Here is a 21,023-nt window from a genome sequence, read left to right on the forward strand (position 1 = left end):
GAATGGTGAAGAACTCGCGCAGGTCGGATTTTAACATTTTTTTACTTCAAATTTTGAAAAAATATCTTTTACTCTCCATTTCATTGCTTCACTTACTTCTAATGCAACTGCTCCTGCATTTGGCTGGCCATAAACAACTACATCTCCTTCTTTACCATATATAACAACTGGTATTACAAGTAAATCTTCCTCTCCATTTACCATGACAAAAGTAGTACCTTTAGTATCAGATTTTAATATCTTATACAAAGTTTTCATTACACTAAGTCTTATTACTCCAGGTTCGTTTAATACATTAATTGCTTGAAAATTTTTATCAATTATGAAAGCTTTTCGTTTTGTTTTGCCATCAACTATACTTAAAAATGGGATTATTTCATTATCTAGTAAAGTTTTTGTTACTACATCTCCAACTGATATTATTCGCTTAAAATTATTAAGAAAATTGGCCAAATTATCAACATGAGAAAATAAAATACCATAAGGCCTAGATAGTTCATGTCTCGCATTAGTTGGTAAAATATAGCAAATATCGTTTTTTATTTGATATTTATCGCGTATCTCCAAGGTTTTTTAGCTCCAATAAGTTGCATTATTTCAGATTGGTCATTTAGAATAATTATCATACCCTCCCAATCATCTGTAAAACTACTAGATCCGCAAACTGGACATACCGCATCTTCTTGCAATGTTAGCGCCTTACAGTTTTTACATGCCTTAAACACAGATTTAGCCATAATATATCACTTCTTTAATTTACCTAAAGTAGGTTGTCTCATAGTTAATCCTACTCTTGGAAGCCTATTTGATGATGAAACCGACGAAATAGTAACTATTCTAGCTCTTACTATATCTCCTTTTTGTAACACTTTCTTAGATTTTTCTCCTACTAGTATTCCTCTTACAGAATCAAATTTAAAATTATCATCTGATATTTGAGAAATATGAACTAATCCATCCATAGGACCCAAACTTACATATACACCATAATTATCTACTTGCACTATTGGGCCTTCAACTAACTCTTGAACAGTGGGTACATATGATAATAATTCAAATTCTACCTCATGATATGTTGCTCCATCTCCAAATGTTATCATACCTTCTTCGCTAACTTTTGCATTTAATACGCCCAACACTAAACCTAAGTCTTTAAATAAACGCTCTTGATACTCACTTTTAAGTATTTGCAATGCTATACTATCTAAATCATTACCAAAATCCTCTGGAGGAATTCTAACTACTCCTTTAGCTTTAATAATTTTAAACATGGATAATCAACTTAAATAGGAAAGTTTGATTTTATAATTTTACCTTTTCTAGTCAAAAATATTATTCCTATTCCTTTATTTATTGCGCGCATTTTTAATTCCTTATCGTTTGTAAAGAGGATTAATCTTTCTTTTTCTGCTATATTTAATAAAATATCGTCAGTAGAACCTATATCATCTTTAATCGGAACAAGAATCCACATATCTTTATATTTATCTAGATAAGCTTTAGCTAATCTTATCTTAGATTGAAAAGATATACTGTTACAATATCTCTTCTCAAGAATTTTAAGCTCATTAAAAACAGATTCATGAATTAAAAATAAAGGTTTGTAATCTAGGCTATCTATTACTATCCAAAAAGGATCTATTTTATGATCAATATAAAGTAAAATATTAGTGTCTACAAGAACTTTTAGAGTTTTACTTGGCCCCATCCTACTAGTCTCCATCTTCCTCCTATCTGCCTACTTATTACTAATCTAGCATTATCTTGCCATACAGCTACCGGTTTTCTTAATTCTAACTCAGCTTCATCAGATTTTGCTGATGTTACGACACCTAATACAGTAGCAGAGCCTATATTTATCATTAAATTTTCCTTAGTTCTGATCGGATCTACTTTTATCAATTCCTTACTACCTACTACCCTATCCAATAGATTATACTTAACCCTTATATGCGTTAAAACTGGAATGTCCATTTTTGCATCTGCTACTACACTACCTATTAAGCTATCAGCTTTAGTAACAGAAGGATCTAAGTAAGTGCCTACTGCAACTAACCCTCCTGGTCTAGCATATTCTACTTCTAGATCACCAAATCTTAATGATGAAATATTTGTATAAAGTGGCTCATACTTAACTTTTCCTTTTTCTTCAATTCTTAAGCCAGGCAAAATTTTTATCTCCTGACCTACCTTAAATTCTCCTTGTAATATACTTCCTCCTAAAACTCCTCCAGCTAAATCATCAACTGTAGTACCAGGTTTATTTACGTCAAAACTTCTTATTACTAGCATAATAGGATTTTTAGTTGGGTCTCTCTGTGGAGTAGGAATTTTTTCTTGAATAGCTTCTATTAGTGCATCTACATTAATTTTATGAAGTGCACTAACTGGAATAACTGGAGATCCTTCTGCCCATGTACCTTTTATAAAATCTTGAATTTCTTTGTATTGTTTTAATGCATCCTCTTTACTAATTACATCTATTTTATTCTGTACAATAATAAGATTTTTAATACCTACAATACCTAAAGCTACAAAATGTTCTCTAGTTTGTGGTTGTGGGAAGTGCTCATTAGCTGCAACTACAAGAATTGCTCCATCCAATAATGCAGTTCCTGATAACATAGTAGCCATTAATATTTCGTGGCCAGGTGCATCTAGGAAAGATACCCTACGCAAGAATTCTGGTTCCTCATCGCTTCCACAACTTTTGCACGATTCTTCGTTTACGTACCCATCTGGTTTTTTACAAGATTTGCATAATCCAAAGCTAGCTTCTGCATAGCCTAATTTTATTGTCATACCTCTTTTTAGCTCTTCAGAATGTTTCGATGTCCAAACTCCAGTTAGAGCTTGAACTAGCGTAGTCTTACCATGATCTACATGACCAACTACACCTATATTTACTTCTGGTTGAGTTTTAGGCCAAGCCAAAAAATCACCTTAAAATGACTGTATTAACTTGAACTATCTCATTACTTAAGGAATCTCCTCTTACCATTTTTCTCTTTCTTTCTCCTTCTTCTTCTGGATGATAGCCTGGAGGCCCAGAAAGTAAAACTCTTCTCTTTGCTAGGCCAGAAATATCTGCTCTCATAGGAAATCCTGTATTATCCGAACCTCCAGTAATCTTAAGTTTAAACGTTACACCACTAATATTTAAGCTAATTGTGTCTCCAATCTTCACTCCGAACAGGTTTATTTTTGATTGATCTACTGCTATTTGGAAAGATTTTGTACGATATGCTATAGCTTCAAAATCTTCCGCGCCAAATTTTTCTGATATTCCTTTGCCTATATGAACTTCATTTTCTGGAATAGAATCATCTACTTGAATAAGGAATGATACTTTAATTTTATTCTTTTTATCTCCTTCTTGCTTTTCTATTTGTAATGTTATTAAGTTATCTAATCCTAATGACTCCTTTAGTTTGGAGTTGAGCTTTGCTATTGGTAAAGCTTTTTTATCTTTTTCACCTTCCATAGATTGTATTCCATCAACTGCCTTTACGTGCACTTTTTGTTGTTTAGGTTTTTTTGTCTCAGGATCTGAAATAACAATTTTAAAGTCTGGCAATTAAATCACCTTTTCACTTAGCTATTTTGACACAAGTATATAAACTCGTAGTTTTAGAGATATTAAAATGATTGGTGTAATTCTAGTTCTACATGGTAGTAGAATAGATGAATGGAAAAATGTAGCAATACAATACAAGAAATTACTGGAAAATTACTTCCCACTAGTAGAATATGGATTTTTAGAATTCAATAAACCAGAGCTTAAGGAAGCACTTCAAATGCTTGTAGATAAAGGAGCTACTGAAATAATAGCAGTACCATTACTTTTTGCAACTGGAGTTCATTTTTATAAAGATATTCCAAGATTACTAGGTATAAACGAGGAAGGATTTGCAGAAGTAAAAGGGAATAAAATAAAAGTATTGATAGCACAGCCAATAGGAATAGATAAAAGAGTAGCTGAGGTATTAAAAGAAAGGGTAGAAGAAGTAATTGAGAGCAATAGGTTACTTTGATGGATTATGTGAACCTAAAAATCCAGGAGGAATATCTACTTATGGATATGTAATAAATGTAGAAAACAGAAAGATAAGTGGATTTGGATTAGCAGAAAAACCTTGGTCTCCTAATGCTACTAATAATGTAGCCGAATATATGGGTGTTTTCTGTTTAATAGATATGTTATTAAAACTAAACATAAGAGAAGCCACAATATATGGAGATAGTCAACTGGTAATAAAGCAATTGAATGGAGAATATAAAATTAAATCTCCTAGACTTATTCCCATTTTCAACAATATAATGAAATTAAAGAACGAATTTTACATTTTGGAATTTAAATGGATACCTAGAGAAATGAATAAAGAAGCAGACAAGCTAACTAGAATAGCTTACAATTTAGTATTAAAAGGAAAAATTAAAGAAGTAGGTTGCTCTATTTATGAGGATGCAGATACTAATAATTCGGCCTTAGATGGATCGTAAACCCATGTTGCTGGAAGCTTACCAGTCTCCCTATAGTAATAACTTAGTCTTCTTATTTTGGATTCAATTTCTTCTAAAGATTTCTTTGACACTTTATCTTTTGGGTATTCTGTTAAATGTCTTCTTACATTTACTGCTTTTCTTAATAAGTTAAACAAATCTTCCGGCAATTCTGGTGCTAAGTTTTTCTCTTCTAATATCTTTGTCATCTTTTTACCAGTGACTTGTTTTACTAAAGGTATTCCATATTGGTCTCTTAATATTACTCCTATCATGCTAGGCTGATATCCTCTTTTAGCTAATTCTTCTACTAGCATCTCTACTTCTTCTCTAGTAAATCTAACCCATTTAGGGGATCCTGTCCTAACTGGTCTGGTAGAGTCAGATTTGCCTCTTGATCTTTTTTTGTTCATATAATATTCACCTTAATACACTATTATTAAAACTTAGTTACTTTTTAAGTTCTTCCCTCACCATCTTTGTTCCTTTTACCATATTTACTAACTTCTGAAAAGCTATATTTCTAGGTAAAAGCTTTAATCCACAATCTGGGTTAATCCAAATTTTTTCTGCTGGGAAATATTTTAGTGAAGCCTTAATATCTTTTGCTACTTCTTCTGCAGATTCTATTCTTCTATTATGAACGTCTATAACTCCTAAGCCTAATTCTTTTTCATAGCCATATTTTTTAAATAATTCTAATTGTTTATAGTTATAAATTTTCAATGCAAAGTTTATTTGATCTACCTTAAAATCATTTAGATATGGTGCTACAATTCTATAGTCTCCATAACATATGTGAATAACTAATTTTGCATTTATGCCTTTTACAGACTCATTTACTGCATCTACTGCCCATTCTATATCTTTCTTATTAGAATGTATAGCAGGTTCATCTACTTGAATGATTTTAGCTCCTGCATCTACTAAGTTATGAATCTCTTGGTTAATTATTTTAGCTAGATCAAAAGTTAAATCTCTCATATTTTTATAATGCTCATTATAAGACCAGTAAGCTATAGTATAAGGACCAGTAATAGTAATCTTTACATTTGATGTATAGGATATTGATTTGGTATAATTAAACTCGTCTACTAGTAATGGAGATGTATACTCAACTTTGCTCACAACAGAAGGTTTTCTATAATATGCAGTACCCCAGACTCTTACTGGACCATAGAATTTGAAACCTTTTAGTCTTTCAGCAAAATATTCTACCATCTCGTCTCTTTTAACTTCACCGTCTGTTGGAACATCAATTCCAGCTAAATAATGATCATGAAGTACTGCTAGAGCAGCATCATTAAAAGATTCTGCAAGTTCTTCATCTGATACTTTACCAGACTTATGTAACCTTATAGCTTCTCTTAACCATTTAGGCCTAGGATAACTACCTATTACGGTAGTAGGTAATATTGGTAATTCATCCATTATTTTTCACCTCAACTTTTCTGAGTAAATATAATTTTCTTTTGGCTATTATTTCTGGAATAAAATCCATCATACTTGCATTGCCTATAATTATATCTTTAGCTTTTCCTTTTTCTGTAGATGCACGCATCACTCTACGTATAAAACTTACTCTTTCTAGTTTAGTATTTCTAGTATTTAGTACACCTAAAAATATATTTTTATCTTTAAAATACTTATATACTATACCAAGTTTGTTTTTATTTTCTACAATATCTATACCATAATATGTTACTGGTAAGTTGAAGAAATATTCAAGTCTTGATGAATTTAAATTAAAATATGTCAAAAGCAATGTAGTATTACTTACTCCTGATAACATCTCTGTATATATAGATGGGAGTTGTTTCAATAGTTCTGATTTTATGCCTGGCATAAAGATAGAAGGTTCATGAATTTCTATTATATCTGCTATATTACTTATTTTTTTAATTGTTTCATTGGAAATTTTGGCATACACATGCAATAATTCGTCTTCTTTGTAGTATGAGTTATCTGAAAGCATAAGATAAGTTAATGGACCTAATATTGTAGCAGATAACTTTGATTTTAATTCCATTTTTTTCATTAATTCTTTATCTTTATCTAATATTTGTTGATATTTTTCCGGACTAGAAGATAATTCCTTTTTTATAACAGGTTTTCTATAATAAAAATTGTTATCGAAGAATCTCATTAGTTCTCCTTTTTCTGCTCCACTAACATAAGAAAATGTAACATCTACAATATCATCCCATCTGAATAATCCATCTGTAGTAGTAAGAGGATCTATATTCTTTATTATACTGAAGAATTTTTCTTCTTCTTTTTCTATTGATTTTTCGAGTTTTTCTTCACTTATTTTCGAAGCTCTATATCTAGAAATAGTTTTACCTAATGCTATAGATTTAGGATAACTACCAACTACTGCTATCTTAAATTTTATCACCCCATTTGTGGTGCTAGCAAGTATGTTACATTACCACCGGACTCCATATTAAATTGTATCTGTAATGGTTTCTGTTCAGAAAACGATAATTTAATGAAACCTGAAAGCTTAGTTAATACTAAAATATCACTAAGATAATCAGAAGAATAACTAGATTCTGTAGGCTTGCTTAGTTCTATTTCTTGTAATCCTCCCATATCTTTACTCAATTCTACTTCAACTCCAGATTCTGATTTGCCTTTAAGTAGCAAACCGTTTTCATCTGCCTTAATAATCGTTACATCACTTACTGCAGAAATTTCGTCTATGGCTTTCTTAAAACCTGAAGAGTTTGCAGTTGCTGATACGTCATATTGCAAATTCAATTCTGGTATTTCTGGTGGAGAAACATCTAAATTTCTTATCGAATATACTCTATTTAATCCTCCAGATATTTCTATAGATATTGATGAAGGATCAGAAGATTCAAAAGTTATAGATTCTTTTCTTTTTGATGTAGAAAGAATTTTAAGAAAATATTGGGTATTAAAACCAAAGTTAAAATCTTCTTGAACATCATATTCTTTAAAAGCATCTTTAGGAATTGATAATTTTACTAAAGAAATATGAGCTCTATCTATTGCTATAAGTTCTACTCCTTCCGTACCGAACTTTATTGATGCCTCATCGACTAGCCTTGCTAAAGCGGTAACTATAGACTTCAAATCCCTAATATCATCATATGAAACTCTCATGATTAAGAATGTATATAAAATATGCATTTAACTCTTTTCATTTTTCTTTAAAGTATGAGTAAAGTTCCGAGAATAATTATCGCATCTGACAGAAGTGACTCAGGTAAAACCACTATAACTGCCGGAATTATGAGAGCTTTAAGTAAGAAAATGAAAGTAAGACCATTTAAAGCTGGGCCAGATTTTATAGACCCAGGATATCATAAAATAGCTACTAAAAATCCTTCAATAAATTTAGACTTATACATTATGGGAAAAGAAAACGTCCTAAAAAGTTTAGTAAAATATTCAAAGAATTATGATATTAGTGTAATAGAAGGAGTAATGGGATTATACGATGGAATTAACTTAGATTATAGTACATACCAACTGTCTGAAGTAACAAAAACTCCTATAATACTGATAATTAATTGTGAAAATATTGGAAGTACAGCAGGAGCAATTATTCAAGGACTTAAAATATATGGTAATGCAAAAATTGAAGGAGTAATATTCAATAAAATTGGATCTAATACTCATTACGAATATTGCAAAAATTCAGTAAAAGATATAAAAGTACTTGGCTATATCCCTTTCTCGAAGGATCTTAATATTCCATCTAGACATTTAGGTTTATTTACAGTTGAAGGATATGATCCAGAAAACGTGATTTCAATAACATCAAAATTAGTGGAACAGTATGTTGATTTAGATTCTATAATAGAAATAGCTAATAATACAGATAATATTAATATAAACATAGACGAAAATAACAATAATGAGAAACCTAATAAAATAGCTGCAATAGCTTATGATGAAGCATTCAGTTTCTATTATTATGAAAACATTGATAGAATTAAAAAATCATATAATATTGAGTTTTTTAGTCCATTATCTAATGAAATAGTAGAAAATGCAGATTTTATTTATTTGGGAGGAGGTTATCCAGAATTATATCTTGATAATTTAGAAAAATCACAAAATACTAAGAATTGGCTGAATAAAATGATAAATAATGATATACCAGTTTTAGCAGAATGTGGTGGACTAATGTATTTATCTAAAACAATTGAAAATGAACAAAACAAGAAATTCCAAATGGCAGGAATCTTTGATATAGATATAAAATCTAAAGGAAAATTAACAATAGGTTATACTGAACTACTTGCATTAGAGGATTCATTTCTAGCTAATAAAGGAGAAAAAATTAGAGGCCACGAATTCCATGTATCTTATCCTATTGAAGTAAATGAAAAAAAATTCGTCTTTAAAAATATGAAAGGAAAAGGAATTAAAAATGGTTATGATGGAGTATTATCTCATAATACTTTAGCAACTTATTCACATTTCCATTTCTCTATTGTTGAGAAGAAGTCTGTCTTTTGAGCTCAAGCTTCTTTATTCTTTCTATATAATCCAATACTTTATCAATATCGTTACTATATAACCTTATTTTATATGGTAAATTCTTTTTTGTAGAATCTATCTCTACATAATGATTTTCTTTGTTTACAGTGATTTCAGAATCTAATAAATATTTTGCGTGAAGAAATATCGATGTTCCTTTACCACTAACTATACCTTTTTCATTTATCTTATAATTAGGTGGAGCCATAGTTGTTAACATGGAAGTTGGTCTTAACACTTTTCTATACATGAAAATACCTACTCCATATAGTGCCTCAAAATACACTAGGTATATTGCTAATCTCATGTATAAATCTGGATTAGAATCAGCATATGATATTATATGTCCATAAAGTATAATTAATACAATAATGTAAACTAAGTAAATACCCATCATACTAAAATTCTTCTTTATCATATCAGTATATTGCTTTTGATATTCTTTATCTGCCATCATCAATTTTGTAACATCTTTTTCTTCATATAATGTTCTAGAATTCATTATTTCGTAAAGTAATTTTCTATCTCTAAACATAGGATTTGTTTTATACATCATAGAAAAAGATATAGCCATTATTATTACAAAATATGCTATAAATGCTTCAATATAATATTTTGGAAAATATGTTAATACTACTGAAATTACAATCAACCATACTTGTGTTAACGTTATCATTTTCCAGTTATATGGATTATACCCTCTCGCTGACATTTCTCATACCTTTTTTATTTTTGCTATAACTAATATTTATTAACATGCTTAAATCCTTATCATCAATAATTATATTGCTAATTCTATTAACTGTTATAACTTCATACTCTTACACTTCTACCCAAACATTTCATTTTAGTTTACATGGATTAACAATTCAAGTAATTATAAATAGTAAATATCATAATATAGTAAATCTAACGTTTAATAACTTCACTTATTCATTAATAATTCAAACTAAATATAATATAACTACAAATAATTCTATAATCCTAAATCATTTAAATGATTCATACATACTTAACGATGCAGATTTATGCAATTATAACTCAACATACAACTTAATAATAATTAATGGAACCAACCAAATTGGTATTATTGAAATAAAAATAGGAAGTCCAGATTATTCTTCTCCTCCATTTTCAAGCAATCCTTTTGATACAAACAATAGTAAAGCTGCTGATTCCAAATCTAACCAGTTTAGCATATTTACATTTATAATCATAGGAATAATAGCTATTTTTGCAACTATATTCCTTAGAGTTTTAAAACAGAATAAGTAAATACTTAAATATTATAGCTGTAACTGTAACACATGATCTCAAAAGAAGAATTAAGGAAAAACCTAGAATCTGGCCTTCCAATACTAATTTACGATTTTGACGGCAGAGAAGAAGAAATAGATATGATGTTCTATGCAGGAAAAATAGATTGGAAAAAAATATACACACTAAGAAAAGAAGCAGGAGGATTAATATGCTATGCCACAGGAAATGAAGAAGCTAAAAAACTAGGATTAACATTTCAAACTGAAATGCTATCCAATAGCCAATATAAGCAATTAGTAAAATTACCACAATATAAGGATGAGCCAGCATTCTCTTTATGGGTAAATCACGTTGATACAAGAACAGGAATTTCAGACGCAGATAGAGCATTAACAATAGAAAAATTACATGAAATAATTTCTATGATAAAAACAGATGAAAAAACAGCTAAAGACAAATTTTATCAAGAGTTTTATGCGCCTGGACACGTACCTATACTAATTGCTAGAGGAATAGGAAAAAGAAGAGGACACACAGAATTATCCACTACCATAGCATCATACGCAGGATTAGAAAAAAGCGTCGTAATTGCTGAAATGTTGGATGAAAAAAATAGCCTAAAAAAAGAAAAAGCATTACAGTATAGTAGAAATATGGGATTTTTATTTGTTGAAGGAAAAGAAATTCTAAAAGAGGTAATATTATGAGAAAATATGGAGTTGCAGACACTACTTTTTCGAGAGTAGATATGGGCTCCATAGCAATAAAAACAATAAACAAAGAAGATAGCGATGCAGAAATACTCAGATATACAGTACCTGGAATTAAAGATCTACCAGTTGCAGCTAAAAAACTAATAGAAGAAGGATGCAATGGAGTAATAACTTTAGGCTGGGTAGGAAAAACTATGCTTGACAAATACAGTTATCTGGCGGCAAGTATTGGATTAATAACAGTTCAAATATTAACGTCTACACATGTAATAGATGTAACAGTACATGAAGATGAAGCAGATAGTGAAGAAAAACTAAAACAAATTGCCATAGATAGAGCTTCTAAACATGCAAAAAATCTCGTTCTATTGGTAAAGGAAGGTAAAAACGCACTTACACCTTATGCAGGAAAAGGATTACGCCAGGGGTATAATAATGCAGGACCAATCGATTAGATTAGGAATAGTTGTGGCAGAGTTTAATTATGATATTACATATCTAATGTTACAAAGAGCTATATCTCATGCAGAATTTCTAGGGGCTACTGTAACAGTAATATTTAAAGTACCAGGTTCTTTTGAAATTCCATTAGCAATAAAGAAACTAATGAAAACTGATTCAGTAGACTGTATAGCAGCATTAGGCGCCATAATTAAAGGAGAAACCAAACACGATGAACTAATAGCTAATCAAATAGCTAGATTAATATCAGATTTAGAAATAGAATATGAAAAACCTATAGGATTAGGAATAATAGGACCAGGCGTAAGCCATGAGCAAGCAGTAGAAAGAATTGAAGAATATGCTACTAGAGCAGTAGAAGCTGCAGTAAAAATGGCAAAAAGATTAAGAAAACTACCAGAAAATATTAACGAAAAAGTGACTATAGAATGAAAATATTTCTTATTGAACAAGAGAACTATCGAGAATGGACAGAAAGTTTAGGCCATGATAGAGAATGGAAAATTCAAGAAATACAGCATCAAATATCTAACTTGCTAAATAGAATAACAGCAGAAAATAATGGATTTCTCCTACCACTAAGATACGATTTTCTTGCAATAATAGCCGATGGATTATCTAATCAATCTTTAATAGACATATATAATAAAGCAACAGAGATCTCTCCTACTAAAATAAAGGCATGTTTAGGATATGGAAAAACACCATTAGAAGCAGAGAGAAATGCGTTTAATTGCATTCATAAAAGCGATCATAATCTCTATCTGGACAAGTTAAATGACGAAATAGTAACTGTATGTCACTTTGATATAGATAATTTCACTAGTTTAACTTTAAATACATCAGCATATGATGCTATAATTCATTTTAATAACATCTACTACAAAATAAATGATAAGTTATATAGATTAGGAGGATTGACGCAATATTTAGGAGGAGATAATTTCATTTCATTTATTAATTATGAGAATATTAAAGATATAATAAGCATGGTAAATGAAATAGACAACATAAAGGTAGGTATTGGAATAGGAACAAATGCAAGAAACGCTATGGAAAACGCTACAAAAGCTCTAGACAATATTAGAAAAACAAGGGACAAAAAATGGGAGATATCACAATCAACGTTAGAATTGCGTTATTAGGCGAAGATCTTGAAATCAACAATGATGTACATATACAAATTGATGAAGACGGAATTATACAACATATTGGTAAAGGACATGTATCCAATTCAAAATCAATAAGTTTCAATAATGGAATTTTATTGCCTGTATTCTCAAATTCTCACGTACATACTGGAGATTTCTCATTCCCTGAAGTAGGAATACGAAATACTATAAAAGAATTAGTAGGAGATCCAGATAGTATAAAATACAAATTCTACTCAAAAATAGATAATTCTCAATTAAAGGATTATATCAAACAATTTATGAAATTAGAAGCTATATTTGGAATAAATAGTGTATTAGACTTCAGAGAGCAAGGATTAGAAGGAAGTATATTAGCGAATTCTGTTAAAGAAGAATATAAAGATAAAATAAACTATTTTATTTTAGGTAGATTAGAAAAAAATCAAATAACTAAAGAAAACCTAGATACATTTAGTAAAATAGCTGATGGATATGGAATATCAAGCATATCAAGCTATAATTTCGAAGAATTAAAAATGATAAGACAATACTTCAGAAATAAAATTATTGCAATTCATATTTCAGAAACATTAAAACAAAACTTACAAAATGATCTTGAATACGCATTAGAATATTTACAACCTAAAATGATAATACATGGAACTAACTTATCTACAGATCAAATTTCCGAAATAAAAGAAAAAGGTATATACTTAGTTGCTTGTCCAAGAAGTAATTTATGGTTTTCTACTGGAATTCCAAAAATATCTGAAATGGCAAAAGATAATAAAAAATTTTTATTAGGTACAGATAATGCGGCGTGGATAAACCCTAATATACTGGAAGAAGCTGAGTTTGCATTATTATTGTCAAGACTTCAAGAACCACAAAGTGATTATTCAAAAGAAGTTTTAAAAGCGATAACAATTAATGCAGAAGAATTTGGAATAAAACCTATAAAAGAAGGAGAAAAAGCCATATTCAATATTATAGAAGGAGAAAATTCAGGAATTTTACGAGCAGAAAATAAATATCCAGCAATAATAAAAAGAGGTAAAAAAATACTTTTTACATACGAGGAGCTATCCAAAAACTTAGACTAGCATCTTTATATAATGTAACTTCAGTCTTCATTGGCATATTATTTCCAAAACTTAGTTTTAGAGTATTTGCAAATCCTACAGCCGTAGATACTGTCTTTAATACTTCACCACTATATACTGCCTTTGCTGAGCTTTCTATAGTCAAATCGTTTAGTGGTTGTTGATTTTTTAAAATAGCCGTATAACTTTTACCAGATTCTTCACTGGTAACCATTAAAGAATCATTCTCAGCAGAAAATTCTATTTCTTCAGAAATCTTCAAAGAATCATCAACTATAGTTTTTAATATATCGCCTTCCAAAGAAGCAGAAACAGAAAGAGATACATTAGGTTCCTTAATTTCTTGAATATCACCTTTTTCTGCCTTTACATAAATATTACTCTTCGTTCCCGTTTTTTCATCTATTATAACTATTTTTAATCCGGATTCTGTCTCACTTAATTCTATACTAGAATTTTTAGATTTTGCTTTAGTCATTATCTTTTTAATATCATTAACACTAATTTTAATTGAAATGGGTTTTTCGATTTCATAATCATCTAACGAATCTTTAGTAAACTTAACTACTCCCATTAATACTTTATCATCTGTTAAATGCCTAATAATTATTCCATTTTCTGTGAAATTAAAAACAGGATTATCCGTAAGTTTAGATAAGGCAGTTAAAATATGATAGAAATCAGACGAACTTGAATAAACTGCCTTAAACATTATTCTTCCTCCTCATTTTCATCTTTGTCTTTCTTTTTCTTTGATTTGCTTTTTATAGGCTTTTTCTTTTTACTATTAGATTTTCTCTTTGTAGTAACTGAAAGCCTAGAATAATTTTCACTAAATAACTGCTTTGCTTCATCAACACTTATTTTACCAGAAATTAATTCATCCCATACTTCTGTGTTCTCCATTAATAATTCTATATCTTGCAGAGATAGAGGAGGAAGTTCCCCTTCTTCTTCCTCTTCTGTTTTATCTTCTTTTTCCTCTAACTTATTTTTCTCTTCAGTATCATTTGATTCGTAATCGTCTGGCATGGATTCCACCTAATTAGAACGAACCAAAATTATCTCATTCCGCAATATATCTCTTGTCATAATCAATCCACGATCTAATCTCTGTAAAGTATTATAGATAGCTTTATATATCTCAACATCTTGTCCACCTAATAATTTACTTAAATACTCAATTTCATTAGGATCTACCATGCTTAGTACTAACACATAAGAAGAATTAGGAATAAGCTTCTTAACATATTCAGCAGTCTGCGAAATTACCATAAATCCAAATCCAAACTTTCTACCTTCAGCAAATAATCTTTCAACTAATTGCTCTCCGCTCTCTTTTGAAAGAATAAAAGGAGCCTCATCAATTACTACAATCTTCCTTAAATCTGATTGCCCAGTTAAATACATATATGATTGGATTGAAGCTAGCAAAGTCTCAATGATAATATATTTTATTTCAGGAATAGTGACTTTTGAAAAATTTATTATGACATTTTTATTTAATATATCAAAAATATCTATAGAAGTATCCATAAACGTATTAGAAACTAAAAACGAAATATAAGGAGAAATAGACTCTAACCTATTTATTTCTTGAGTAGTATTAACTATCCTCTTCTTCTTTTCTACTAAAACCAATACATCTCTAAAATTAGGTGGTTTATTAATCCAGGTCTTTTCATCATCTTCATATATGCCTTTATCTTCATAAGTCTCCAAAATTAAATTATATAAATCAATAGTCTGCAAATTACCTAGATTAAATAAAGATCTTATCATATATGCGACTTCTAAAGCTCTCTGCCTAGGAGACTGACCAAACAATGAAAGCGGATTAATAGAAATCCTTGAAGCATCAATAACTTCCGCATCCCTTATATTATATTCACCATGAATATCAAAAATCAAAAATCCTAGTTTACTGTTAGAAATAATATTCTTAGCTAAATGAGACTTACCAGAACCACTAGTACCTAAAATTATCATATTAAAATTCTTATTATTATGCATATCAAGATAAAACTTAGACCTAGAAGAAACCCACTTATATACACTATTAGTAGTTATTCTTGACGAATTTATAATACTCCTCCTTAGTACACCAACAACATTTCCAATATATATTCCAGATCTGCTCCCACTTGCTCCAATTTGAGATAAAAGATAAGGAAAACTAACCCAACTCAAAAATAATAAAGGCGAGTATTCAACTTCACTAACAAACAATAAAACCAAAAAAGAAAATATTCCACCTATAGCTAGAAAAACATTATGTATAATCAACAAATCTAAAAATACTGATAATACAAAGATTATAGCTAATATAATAGTATTAATATAATTAATTTTAAGTCTAATACTACTTAATTGCGAAACAAAAGATTCATCAACCCTCCTTCTAATTAATGAAATAAAGAAAAAAGAAATACTATCCCCAGCAAAATAAGATGCAACATAAGTAAAACTTAAAATATTAAAATTGAATATACTAAAAATTACAACAATAGATAACAAATATGCCAAAGATATAACTATTGACGAAAATAATATGTAGGAAATAATAGCATCAGCAAAGACTACAAATATCAGAAATAGAGAATCTAAAACATCATAATATAAACTACTTGGATGATAAAAATAAAATCTAGCTACAATCCCCTCCAACAGTATCACAATAGAAAACGCCAAATGCCTAATGTCCTGCATACCCTTATTATCTCCATGATAATATTTTAATTAGATCATGACTACTGAAATCCAATCATTCGCTGATAAATTACACCAATTAGGATATAAAAATCTCACTCCAATCCAAAAGATAGCTATCCCTAAAATTTTATCCGGAAGTAATACTTTGATAATAGCACCAACAGGATTCGGCAAGACAGAAGCAGCAATAATACCAGTCTTTTACTTAATCTTCGCAAAAAGACCAAAAGAAATCTCATCATTATACATAACACCTTTAAGAGCACTAAATAGAGACCTTCAATCTAGATTAGAAAAAATAGGTAACGAACTAGGAATAAAAATAAAGACAAGACACGGAGATACATCAACTAAAGAGAGAAAAAATATAATTCAAGACCCTCCAGACTTACTTATAACAACACCAGAGAGCCTACAATATTTAATTTTAAACAAGAATTATCGTGAATTATTTAGAAACCTTAACTGGATCATAATAGACGAACTACAAGAAATGCTATATGAAAAAAGAGGATATGAACTATCAGTAGCACTACAAAGATTAAAAGCAATAGCAAACAATTTACAAATAATAGGATTATCTGCAACTATAGGTGATTTAAATTTAGCAACAAAATACCTTGACATTCAAAATAACGTAGAAATAGCCAAAATAGACGCAATAAAAGAATTCGATATATCACTAGAAGTACCAGATATTTCATCAGACCAGAGCATAATAGATTTATCAGTAAAACATGGGCTGAACCCTACAACAATAGCAAGATTAAAAACAATCTCAGAAATAATAGAAAAAAACAAACCAACTCTAGTTTTCACAAACACCAGAGAAACAGCAGAATTCCTTGCAAACCAATTACATTCACTATTTAGCCAAAACATATCCACCTACCACGGCTCACTATCCAGAGAAATAAGAGTAGACATAGAGAAAAATTTTAAAAATAAAAAATTAGACGCTATAATTTCAACATCCAGTTTAGAATTAGGAATAGATATAGGATTCATATCCTTAATAGTACAATATATGTCACCAAAACAAACCACTAGATTATTACAAAGAGTAGGAAGAAGCGGCCACTCAATTAATAAGAAATCAAAAGGAATAATCATACCATCAGACTATCCATTTGACATCTTAGAATGTGAAAATCTAATCAAGCTAGCCAAACAAGCATATTTAGAAAAACCAAACTACGAACACTCACCACTAGATGTATTAGCACACCAACTAGTAGGAATGATATTAGAAGGATACTCAAAAAAAGACGAAATAGCAAATATATTACATAAATCAGTTTACTTTTCAGATATAACAGAATCCGAAATAGACGACGTAATAGAATTGCTAGAATCAGAAAAAATAATCAAAAACAAAGACGGCCAACTTAAGCCATCAATGAGAGCATGGAAATATTATTATAATACAAGCATGATACCAGATTCCATCAAAAACTTTGAAGTAATAGAAATTTCATCAAATTCAAAAATAGGAACACTAGACCAAGATTTTGCATTAACACTAGATGAAGACACAATATTCGTCCTAGCTGGAAAACTATGGAAAGTAGTTTCAATTTCCGAAAATAACATATACGTAGAAAAAGCAACATTAAAAAATGGAATATTACCAAGCTGGTTCGGCGAATCAATACCAGTAGAAAAAGAAGTCTCATTAGAAGTTTACAAAGAATTACAAGACATATTAAATGAAAAAACAAAATCAGAATATAAAGAAATTCAGAATATAGTAGAAGAATACAAAAACAAAAAATTCCCCACACTTAAAGAAAACGAAATATTAGTAGAAGTAATACAACAAGATCTAATAGTAATTAACTCACCCTTTGGCAGTAAAGGAAACAATACCTTAGGTTCACTACTATCATTTACCATATCTAAAGAAAAAAACATATCCATCAATTATAGAAATGATCCTTACCATATAGTATTATCATCAGTAATTCCAATATCCACAGAAGACATTCAAAACGCAATAGACTACATACTAAAATTAGATAAAGAAAAAGCAAAAGAAATAATAGAAATCTCAATACAACAAACCCCACAATTCAAATGGAAATTACTTACAGAGGCAGAAAGATTCGGAGCAATAGACAAAGAAAAAGATATAAAAAACATAAGTTCAACCCTATTAAAAGCCTATACAAACACTATCATAGGAAAAGAAGCCATAAAAGAACTTTTAGTCAAAAACCACGACCTAGAAATACTCCACCTTTTAGAAAAATTCTCTTGGAAAATATTAGAAACTCCAATACCGTCACCATTATCGAAAGACTTTCTAGATAAACTCCTAATATTATCACAAAATACAGAATCAGAACCTATAATGCTAGAAATATATAAGAAAAGACTACAAGCAAAAGAAATCCAGATAATATGCCTAGTATGCGGTTGGAATCAACAAACATCAGTTAAAAACACACCAGATAAATGTCCAAAATGTGGCTCAGCATTCCTAACAGCAACATACCCAGAAGACAAACAAACAAAAGAAATAATAAGAAAAAAAATCAAAGGAGAAAAACTAAAAAGAAACGAAACATACAAACTAGAAGAAGCACAAAAAATAGCATCACTATTTTCAAGATACGGAAAAAATACATTCATAGCACTAGCAGTTAATGGAGTAGGACCTAACAATCTAGGAAAAGTATTAGGAAAATTACCAGAAGGAGAAGAAAAATTCTACTTAACCCTCATGGAAGAAGAAAAAAGATTCCTAAGATACAAAAAATACTATACAAAATAAAAAATACAGCACATACTAACTGAATAATACTTCAGCTTTTAGAACAAAGCGCGGCAAAAAGGCGCCGCAGCCGGGATTTGAACCCGGGTCAAGGGCTCGACAGGCCCTCATACTAGGCCACTATACTACTGCGGCATAATTTAATATTGAGTTACCTTATTTAAAGTTAATGAAATAACGAATAAATGTATTCAACAATCCCTTTCACTATGAATTTAGACGCACAAATAAAGTTAAAGAGGAAAAACTAGCTTTACAATATAAATATGCGGTTTACGGGAATTAACGTTTAAGCTTAATTATTTTAATTTATGACGTGATTACAGACATGTCCTTTTTAATTGTTGTTGTCGTCTCCATTTATCGAAAACGTTGAGATAAAAGATAACATATGCTACATCAAATGTAAAATGTGAGAAATTAAGGGCTGAAGGAGGTGTTTCTCCTTCAACGCCAGGGACGGGATTCGGACCCGCGCAGGGATTCCCCTACTGGCTCTCAAGGCCAGCCCCTTAGTCCGCTCGGGCACCCTGGCAATATTTAATTGACTATAATAGTTTTAATTATTAACTATTATGAGTGAATACCCTTTTATTCTTTTTATGACTTTTATGTTGTTGAAGTATTTTGAGAAATATTTTATTACATTTCTTTCTCCTTTATATACTATCATTTGGATAAATCCTTTTTCGTCTAACTTTTGAGAGGATTGTTCTGCAAATTTTTCTAGGAAATCTGTTCCTTTTGACAGCGGTGGGTTTGAATATATGGCTGCTACTTTAGTTTTTAGTTCTGTTAGTACGTCGCTTTTTTGTACTTCTATTCTGTTTTCTAGATGATATCTTTGTACGTTTAATTTTGCTGTTTTTACTGCTAATGGATTTATATCTAACATTATAATTTTCAGTTTCGGATTTTTTAATGCAATGAATATTCCTATTGGACCATATCCACAGCCTAGATCTACTACTGTGCCTTCTTCAGGTAGTATAAGGTTTTCTATAAATGCTCTTGTTCCTAAATCTAGTTTTCTTTTGGAAAATAATCCTGGATGGCTTACTAATGATAGTGGAATTCCTTCTACTACTTCATTAATTACAAAAATGCTCATTTTTTCCATGCCTTTGGATATAGATCTCTTTGTATTAATACTCGTTTTGTAGATATAACTTCTCCTCTGTCTGGAATTTTATCAGAATCTACTTTTGCTATTCCTATGCTTACTGCTTCTCCTTTTAACGTAAGTATTCCTACCATATCTCCTTTTCTGAAGTTTTGGTATGCGACTATTCCTGGAGAATTTAATGGTGCGCCGTAAGATATTGCATCTACTGTATTGTCGTCTATAATTATTTTTGGAATTCCGCAAAGTCCTATTTCCATAGGCATTAGTATTTTTCTTAAATCTGTTTCATCTTTACAGTTTTTCCACATGTATAAAGCTTCTGAAACTTCTTGTAATGTTACTAGGTTGTCTTCTGTAAATATGCCTGATTTTATTCTTCTTAGTTCTCTCATGTGGGCTCCACAGCCTAGGATTATTCCAATATCATGGCATATTTTTCTCATATAAGTTCCTGGATCTGAAGAAATTTTTAGTAAGTATAGTCTTCCTTCAGAGTCAACTATTTCTATATCGTGAATTTTTTTTACTCTTAATCTTCTTTTAACTGATGATCTTACGGGTGGTCTTTGATAGATTTTTCCTTTAAATTGATTTACTACTTCTGCTACTTTTTCTTTTTCTACATCCGAATGTAATTCCATTACGCACATGTAGTCTTTTCCTGCTTTGGTTGTATATGGTAATATTTTCGTGGCATTTTCTAGTCCTATTGGGAGT

At 30.1% G+C, this 21,023-nt stretch carries 26 protein-coding genes and 2 tRNA genes; 10 read left to right on the forward strand and 18 right to left on the reverse strand.

Annotation, left to right across the window (positions count from 1 at the left end; genetic code table 11):
• Positions 1-30: 30 nt before the first annotated feature.
• Genes B6F84_RS06980 through B6F84_RS07005 form a run of 6 tightly spaced genes read right to left on the reverse strand, consistent with a single transcriptional unit; the run spans position 31 to position 3,577 of the window.
• Positions 31-567 (reverse strand): GTP-dependent dephospho-CoA kinase family protein, encoded by a 537-nt coding sequence (locus B6F84_RS06980; protein ID WP_148691585.1) that lies wholly within the window; start codon positions 565-567, stop codon positions 31-33.
• The gene (gene spt4 / locus B6F84_RS06985) at positions 540-740 is read right to left on the reverse strand and encodes a transcription elongation factor subunit Spt4 (protein ID WP_148691586.1); all 201 of its coding nucleotides are present in this window, start codon (positions 738-740) and stop codon (positions 540-542) included. The genes B6F84_RS06980 and spt4 overlap by 28 nt, the downstream gene beginning before the upstream one ends.
• A gap of 3 nt (positions 741-743) precedes the next feature.
• Positions 744-1,271, reverse strand: coding sequence for a DNA-directed RNA polymerase (locus B6F84_RS06990; protein ID WP_148691587.1), 528 nt, complete (start codon positions 1,269-1,271; stop codon positions 744-746).
• Positions 1,272-1,282: 11 nt separating this feature from the next.
• Positions 1,283-1,708: a PIN domain-containing protein gene (locus tag B6F84_RS06995; RefSeq protein WP_148691588.1), complete on the reverse strand. Its 426-nt coding sequence runs from the start codon at positions 1,706-1,708 to the stop codon at positions 1,283-1,285.
• Positions 1,687-2,934 carry a translation initiation factor IF-2 subunit gamma gene (locus tag B6F84_RS07000; protein WP_148691589.1) on the reverse strand — a complete coding sequence of 416 codons (1,248 nt, stop codon included), beginning with the start codon at positions 2,932-2,934 and terminating at the stop codon, positions 1,687-1,689. The genes B6F84_RS06995 and B6F84_RS07000 overlap by 22 nt, the downstream gene beginning before the upstream one ends.
• A 4-nt stretch (positions 2,935-2,938) precedes the next feature.
• Positions 2,939-3,577: a 30S ribosomal protein S6e gene (locus tag B6F84_RS07005; protein ID WP_148691590.1), complete on the reverse strand. Its 639-nt coding sequence runs from the start codon at positions 3,575-3,577 to the stop codon at positions 2,939-2,941.
• A 67-nt stretch (positions 3,578-3,644) separates the two neighbouring features.
• Between B6F84_RS07005 and B6F84_RS07010 the strand changes: the two genes are divergently transcribed.
• A complete protein-coding gene (locus B6F84_RS07010; protein ID WP_148691591.1) occupies positions 3,645-4,034 on the forward strand; it encodes a CbiX/SirB N-terminal domain-containing protein in 390 nt (129 codons plus the stop codon).
• On the forward strand, positions 4,012-4,503 hold the full coding sequence (gene rnhA, locus B6F84_RS07015; protein WP_148691592.1) for a ribonuclease HI: 492 nt from the start codon (positions 4,012-4,014) through the stop codon (positions 4,501-4,503). The genes B6F84_RS07010 and rnhA overlap by 23 nt, the downstream gene beginning before the upstream one ends.
• Here rnhA and B6F84_RS07020 read toward each other — a convergent pair.
• Genes B6F84_RS07020 through B6F84_RS07035 form a run of 4 tightly spaced genes read right to left on the reverse strand, consistent with a single transcriptional unit; the run spans position 4,458 to position 7,635 of the window.
• Entirely contained in the window at positions 4,458-4,916 is a 459-nt protein-coding gene (locus B6F84_RS07020; RefSeq protein ID WP_148691593.1) for a 30S ribosomal protein S15, read from the reverse strand. The two genes, rnhA and B6F84_RS07020, sit on opposite strands and share 46 nt — an antisense overlap.
• A 37-nt stretch (positions 4,917-4,953) precedes the next feature.
• Entirely contained in the window at positions 4,954-5,937 is a 984-nt protein-coding gene (locus B6F84_RS07025; RefSeq protein WP_187152776.1) for a methionine synthase, read from the reverse strand.
• Positions 5,927-6,901 carry a uroporphyrinogen decarboxylase/cobalamine-independent methonine synthase family protein gene (locus tag B6F84_RS07030; protein ID WP_148691595.1) on the reverse strand — a complete coding sequence of 325 codons (975 nt, stop codon included), beginning with the start codon at positions 6,899-6,901 and terminating at the stop codon, positions 5,927-5,929. The genes B6F84_RS07025 and B6F84_RS07030 overlap by 11 nt, the downstream gene beginning before the upstream one ends.
• Entirely contained in the window at positions 6,898-7,635 is a 738-nt protein-coding gene (locus tag B6F84_RS07035; RefSeq protein ID WP_148691596.1) for a DNA polymerase sliding clamp, read from the reverse strand. Before B6F84_RS07035 ends, B6F84_RS07030 begins: the two co-directional genes overlap by 4 nt.
• 54 nt (positions 7,636-7,689) lie before the next feature.
• Here B6F84_RS07035 and B6F84_RS07040 point away from each other — a divergent pair, with 54 nt between their 5' ends.
• Positions 7,690-9,000, forward strand: a complete 1,311-nt coding sequence (locus B6F84_RS07040) for a cobyrinic acid a,c-diamide synthase CobB (RefSeq protein ID WP_148691597.1) — start codon at positions 7,690-7,692, stop codon at positions 8,998-9,000.
• Here B6F84_RS07040 and B6F84_RS07045 read toward each other — a convergent pair.
• Entirely contained in the window at positions 8,972-9,733 is a 762-nt protein-coding gene (locus B6F84_RS07045) for a DUF2208 domain-containing protein (RefSeq protein WP_148691598.1), read from the reverse strand. The genes B6F84_RS07040 and B6F84_RS07045 overlap by 29 nt on opposite strands.
• Before the next feature lie 44 nt (positions 9,734-9,777).
• Here B6F84_RS07045 and B6F84_RS07050 point away from each other — a divergent pair, with 44 nt between their 5' ends.
• Genes B6F84_RS07050 through B6F84_RS07075 form a run of 6 tightly spaced genes read left to right on the forward strand, consistent with a single transcriptional unit; the run spans position 9,778 to position 13,692 of the window.
• A complete protein-coding gene (locus B6F84_RS07050) occupies positions 9,778-10,296 on the forward strand; it encodes a hypothetical protein (RefSeq protein ID WP_148691599.1) in 519 nt (172 codons plus the stop codon).
• Positions 10,297-10,328: 32 nt separating this feature from the next.
• Positions 10,329-10,988 (forward strand): 3,4-dihydroxy-2-butanone-4-phosphate synthase, encoded by a 660-nt coding sequence (locus B6F84_RS07055; protein WP_148691600.1) that lies wholly within the window; start codon positions 10,329-10,331, stop codon positions 10,986-10,988.
• A complete protein-coding gene (gene ribC / locus B6F84_RS07060) occupies positions 10,982-11,449 on the forward strand; it encodes a riboflavin synthase (RefSeq protein WP_148691601.1) in 468 nt (155 codons plus the stop codon). The genes B6F84_RS07055 and ribC overlap by 7 nt, the downstream gene beginning before the upstream one ends.
• Positions 11,430-11,888 carry a 6,7-dimethyl-8-ribityllumazine synthase gene (gene ribH / locus B6F84_RS07065; RefSeq protein WP_148691602.1) on the forward strand — a complete coding sequence of 153 codons (459 nt, stop codon included), beginning with the start codon at positions 11,430-11,432 and terminating at the stop codon, positions 11,886-11,888. Before ribC ends, ribH begins: the two co-directional genes overlap by 20 nt.
• Complete coding sequence (locus B6F84_RS07070; protein WP_148691603.1) at positions 11,885-12,601, forward strand: GTP cyclohydrolase IIa; 717 nt, start codon at positions 11,885-11,887, stop codon at positions 12,599-12,601. The genes ribH and B6F84_RS07070 overlap by 4 nt, the downstream gene beginning before the upstream one ends.
• Complete coding sequence (locus tag B6F84_RS07075; protein WP_148691604.1) at positions 12,562-13,692, forward strand: amidohydrolase family protein; 1,131 nt, start codon at positions 12,562-12,564, stop codon at positions 13,690-13,692. Before B6F84_RS07070 ends, B6F84_RS07075 begins: the two co-directional genes overlap by 40 nt.
• On the opposite strand, the gene B6F84_RS07080 is transcribed toward B6F84_RS07075, so the two are convergent.
• From B6F84_RS07080 to B6F84_RS07090, 3 genes are read right to left on the reverse strand one after another with little or no spacing between them, the layout of a single operon-like run.
• Entirely contained in the window at positions 13,658-14,404 is a 747-nt protein-coding gene (locus tag B6F84_RS07080) for a DNA polymerase sliding clamp (protein WP_148691605.1), read from the reverse strand. The two genes, B6F84_RS07075 and B6F84_RS07080, sit on opposite strands and share 35 nt — an antisense overlap.
• On the reverse strand, positions 14,404-14,724 hold the full coding sequence (locus B6F84_RS07085; RefSeq protein WP_148691606.1) for an RNA polymerase subunit Rpo13: 321 nt from the start codon (positions 14,722-14,724) through the stop codon (positions 14,404-14,406). The genes B6F84_RS07080 and B6F84_RS07085 overlap by 1 nt, the downstream gene beginning before the upstream one ends.
• Positions 14,725-14,733: 9 nt before the next feature.
• Positions 14,734-16,401, reverse strand: a complete 1,668-nt coding sequence (locus B6F84_RS07090) for an ATP-binding protein (RefSeq protein ID WP_148691607.1) — start codon at positions 16,399-16,401, stop codon at positions 14,734-14,736.
• A gap of 37 nt (positions 16,402-16,438) precedes the next feature.
• Here B6F84_RS07090 and B6F84_RS07095 point away from each other — a divergent pair, with 37 nt between their 5' ends.
• Complete coding sequence (locus B6F84_RS07095; protein WP_148691608.1) at positions 16,439-19,180, forward strand: DEAD/DEAH box helicase; 2,742 nt, start codon at positions 16,439-16,441, stop codon at positions 19,178-19,180.
• Positions 19,181-19,242: 62 nt separating this feature from the next.
• On the opposite strand, the gene B6F84_RS07100 is transcribed toward B6F84_RS07095, so the two are convergent.
• From B6F84_RS07100 to B6F84_RS07115, 4 genes are all read right to left on the reverse strand, one after another.
• Positions 19,243-19,315, reverse strand: a tRNA-Asp gene (locus B6F84_RS07100).
• Between the two features lie 316 nt (positions 19,316-19,631).
• Positions 19,632-19,715 (reverse strand) — tRNA-Ser (locus tag B6F84_RS07105).
• 24 nt (positions 19,716-19,739) lie between these two features.
• Positions 19,740-20,291 (reverse strand): class I SAM-dependent methyltransferase, encoded by a 552-nt coding sequence (locus tag B6F84_RS07110; protein WP_148691609.1) that lies wholly within the window; start codon positions 20,289-20,291, stop codon positions 19,740-19,742.
• Positions 20,288-21,016 carry an RNA-guided pseudouridylation complex pseudouridine synthase subunit Cbf5 gene (locus tag B6F84_RS07115; RefSeq protein ID WP_148691610.1) on the reverse strand — a complete coding sequence of 243 codons (729 nt, stop codon included), beginning with the start codon at positions 21,014-21,016 and terminating at the stop codon, positions 20,288-20,290. Before B6F84_RS07115 ends, B6F84_RS07110 begins: the two co-directional genes overlap by 4 nt.
• Between the last annotated feature and the right edge of the window lie 7 nt (positions 21,017-21,023).

Source organism: Acidianus manzaensis, assembly GCF_002116695.1.
Taxonomy (GTDB): domain Archaea; phylum Thermoproteota; class Thermoprotei_A; order Sulfolobales; family Sulfolobaceae; genus Acidianus; species Acidianus manzaensis.

What these genes read in the sequence shown, in the direction of transcription:
- B6F84_RS06990 (WP_148691587.1), bottom strand. Translation starts at nt 1,271, where the DNA reads ATGTTTAAAATTATTAAAGCTAAAGGAGTAGTTAGAATTCCTCCAGAG.
- B6F84_RS06995 (WP_148691588.1), bottom strand. Translation starts at nt 1,708, where the DNA reads ATGGGGCCAAGTAAAACTCTAAAAGTTCTTGTAGACACTAATATTTTA.
- B6F84_RS07010 (WP_148691591.1), top strand. Translation starts at nt 3,645, where the DNA reads ATGATTGGTGTAATTCTAGTTCTACATGGTAGTAGAATAGATGAATGG.
- B6F84_RS07020 (WP_148691593.1), bottom strand. Translation starts at nt 4,916, where the DNA reads ATGAACAAAAAAAGATCAAGAGGCAAATCTGACTCTACCAGACCAGTT.
- B6F84_RS07035 (WP_148691596.1), bottom strand. Translation starts at nt 7,635, where the DNA reads ATGAGAGTTTCATATGATGATATTAGGGATTTGAAGTCTATAGTTACC.
- B6F84_RS07040 (WP_148691597.1), top strand. Translation starts at nt 7,690, where the DNA reads ATGAGTAAAGTTCCGAGAATAATTATCGCATCTGACAGAAGTGACTCA.
- B6F84_RS07045 (WP_148691598.1), bottom strand. Translation starts at nt 9,733, where the DNA reads ATGTCAGCGAGAGGGTATAATCCATATAACTGGAAAATGATAACGTTA.
- B6F84_RS07050 (WP_148691599.1), top strand. Translation starts at nt 9,778, where the DNA reads ATGCTTAAATCCTTATCATCAATAATTATATTGCTAATTCTATTAACT.
- B6F84_RS07055 (WP_148691600.1), top strand. Translation starts at nt 10,329, where the DNA reads ATGATCTCAAAAGAAGAATTAAGGAAAAACCTAGAATCTGGCCTTCCA.
- ribH (WP_148691602.1), top strand. Translation starts at nt 11,430, where the DNA reads ATGCAGGACCAATCGATTAGATTAGGAATAGTTGTGGCAGAGTTTAAT.
- B6F84_RS07070 (WP_148691603.1), top strand. Translation starts at nt 11,885, where the DNA reads ATGAAAATATTTCTTATTGAACAAGAGAACTATCGAGAATGGACAGAA.
- B6F84_RS07075 (WP_148691604.1), top strand. Translation starts at nt 12,562, where the DNA reads ATGGGAGATATCACAATCAACGTTAGAATTGCGTTATTAGGCGAAGAT.
- B6F84_RS07080 (WP_148691605.1), bottom strand. Translation starts at nt 14,404, where the DNA reads ATGTTTAAGGCAGTTTATTCAAGTTCGTCTGATTTCTATCATATTTTA.
- B6F84_RS07085 (WP_148691606.1), bottom strand. Translation starts at nt 14,724, where the DNA reads ATGCCAGACGATTACGAATCAAATGATACTGAAGAGAAAAATAAGTTA.
- B6F84_RS07090 (WP_148691607.1), bottom strand. Translation starts at nt 16,401, where the DNA reads ATGCAGGACATTAGGCATTTGGCGTTTTCTATTGTGATACTGTTGGAG.
- B6F84_RS07095 (WP_148691608.1), top strand. Translation starts at nt 16,439, where the DNA reads ATGACTACTGAAATCCAATCATTCGCTGATAAATTACACCAATTAGGA.
- B6F84_RS07110 (WP_148691609.1), bottom strand. Translation starts at nt 20,291, where the DNA reads ATGAGCATTTTTGTAATTAATGAAGTAGTAGAAGGAATTCCACTATCA.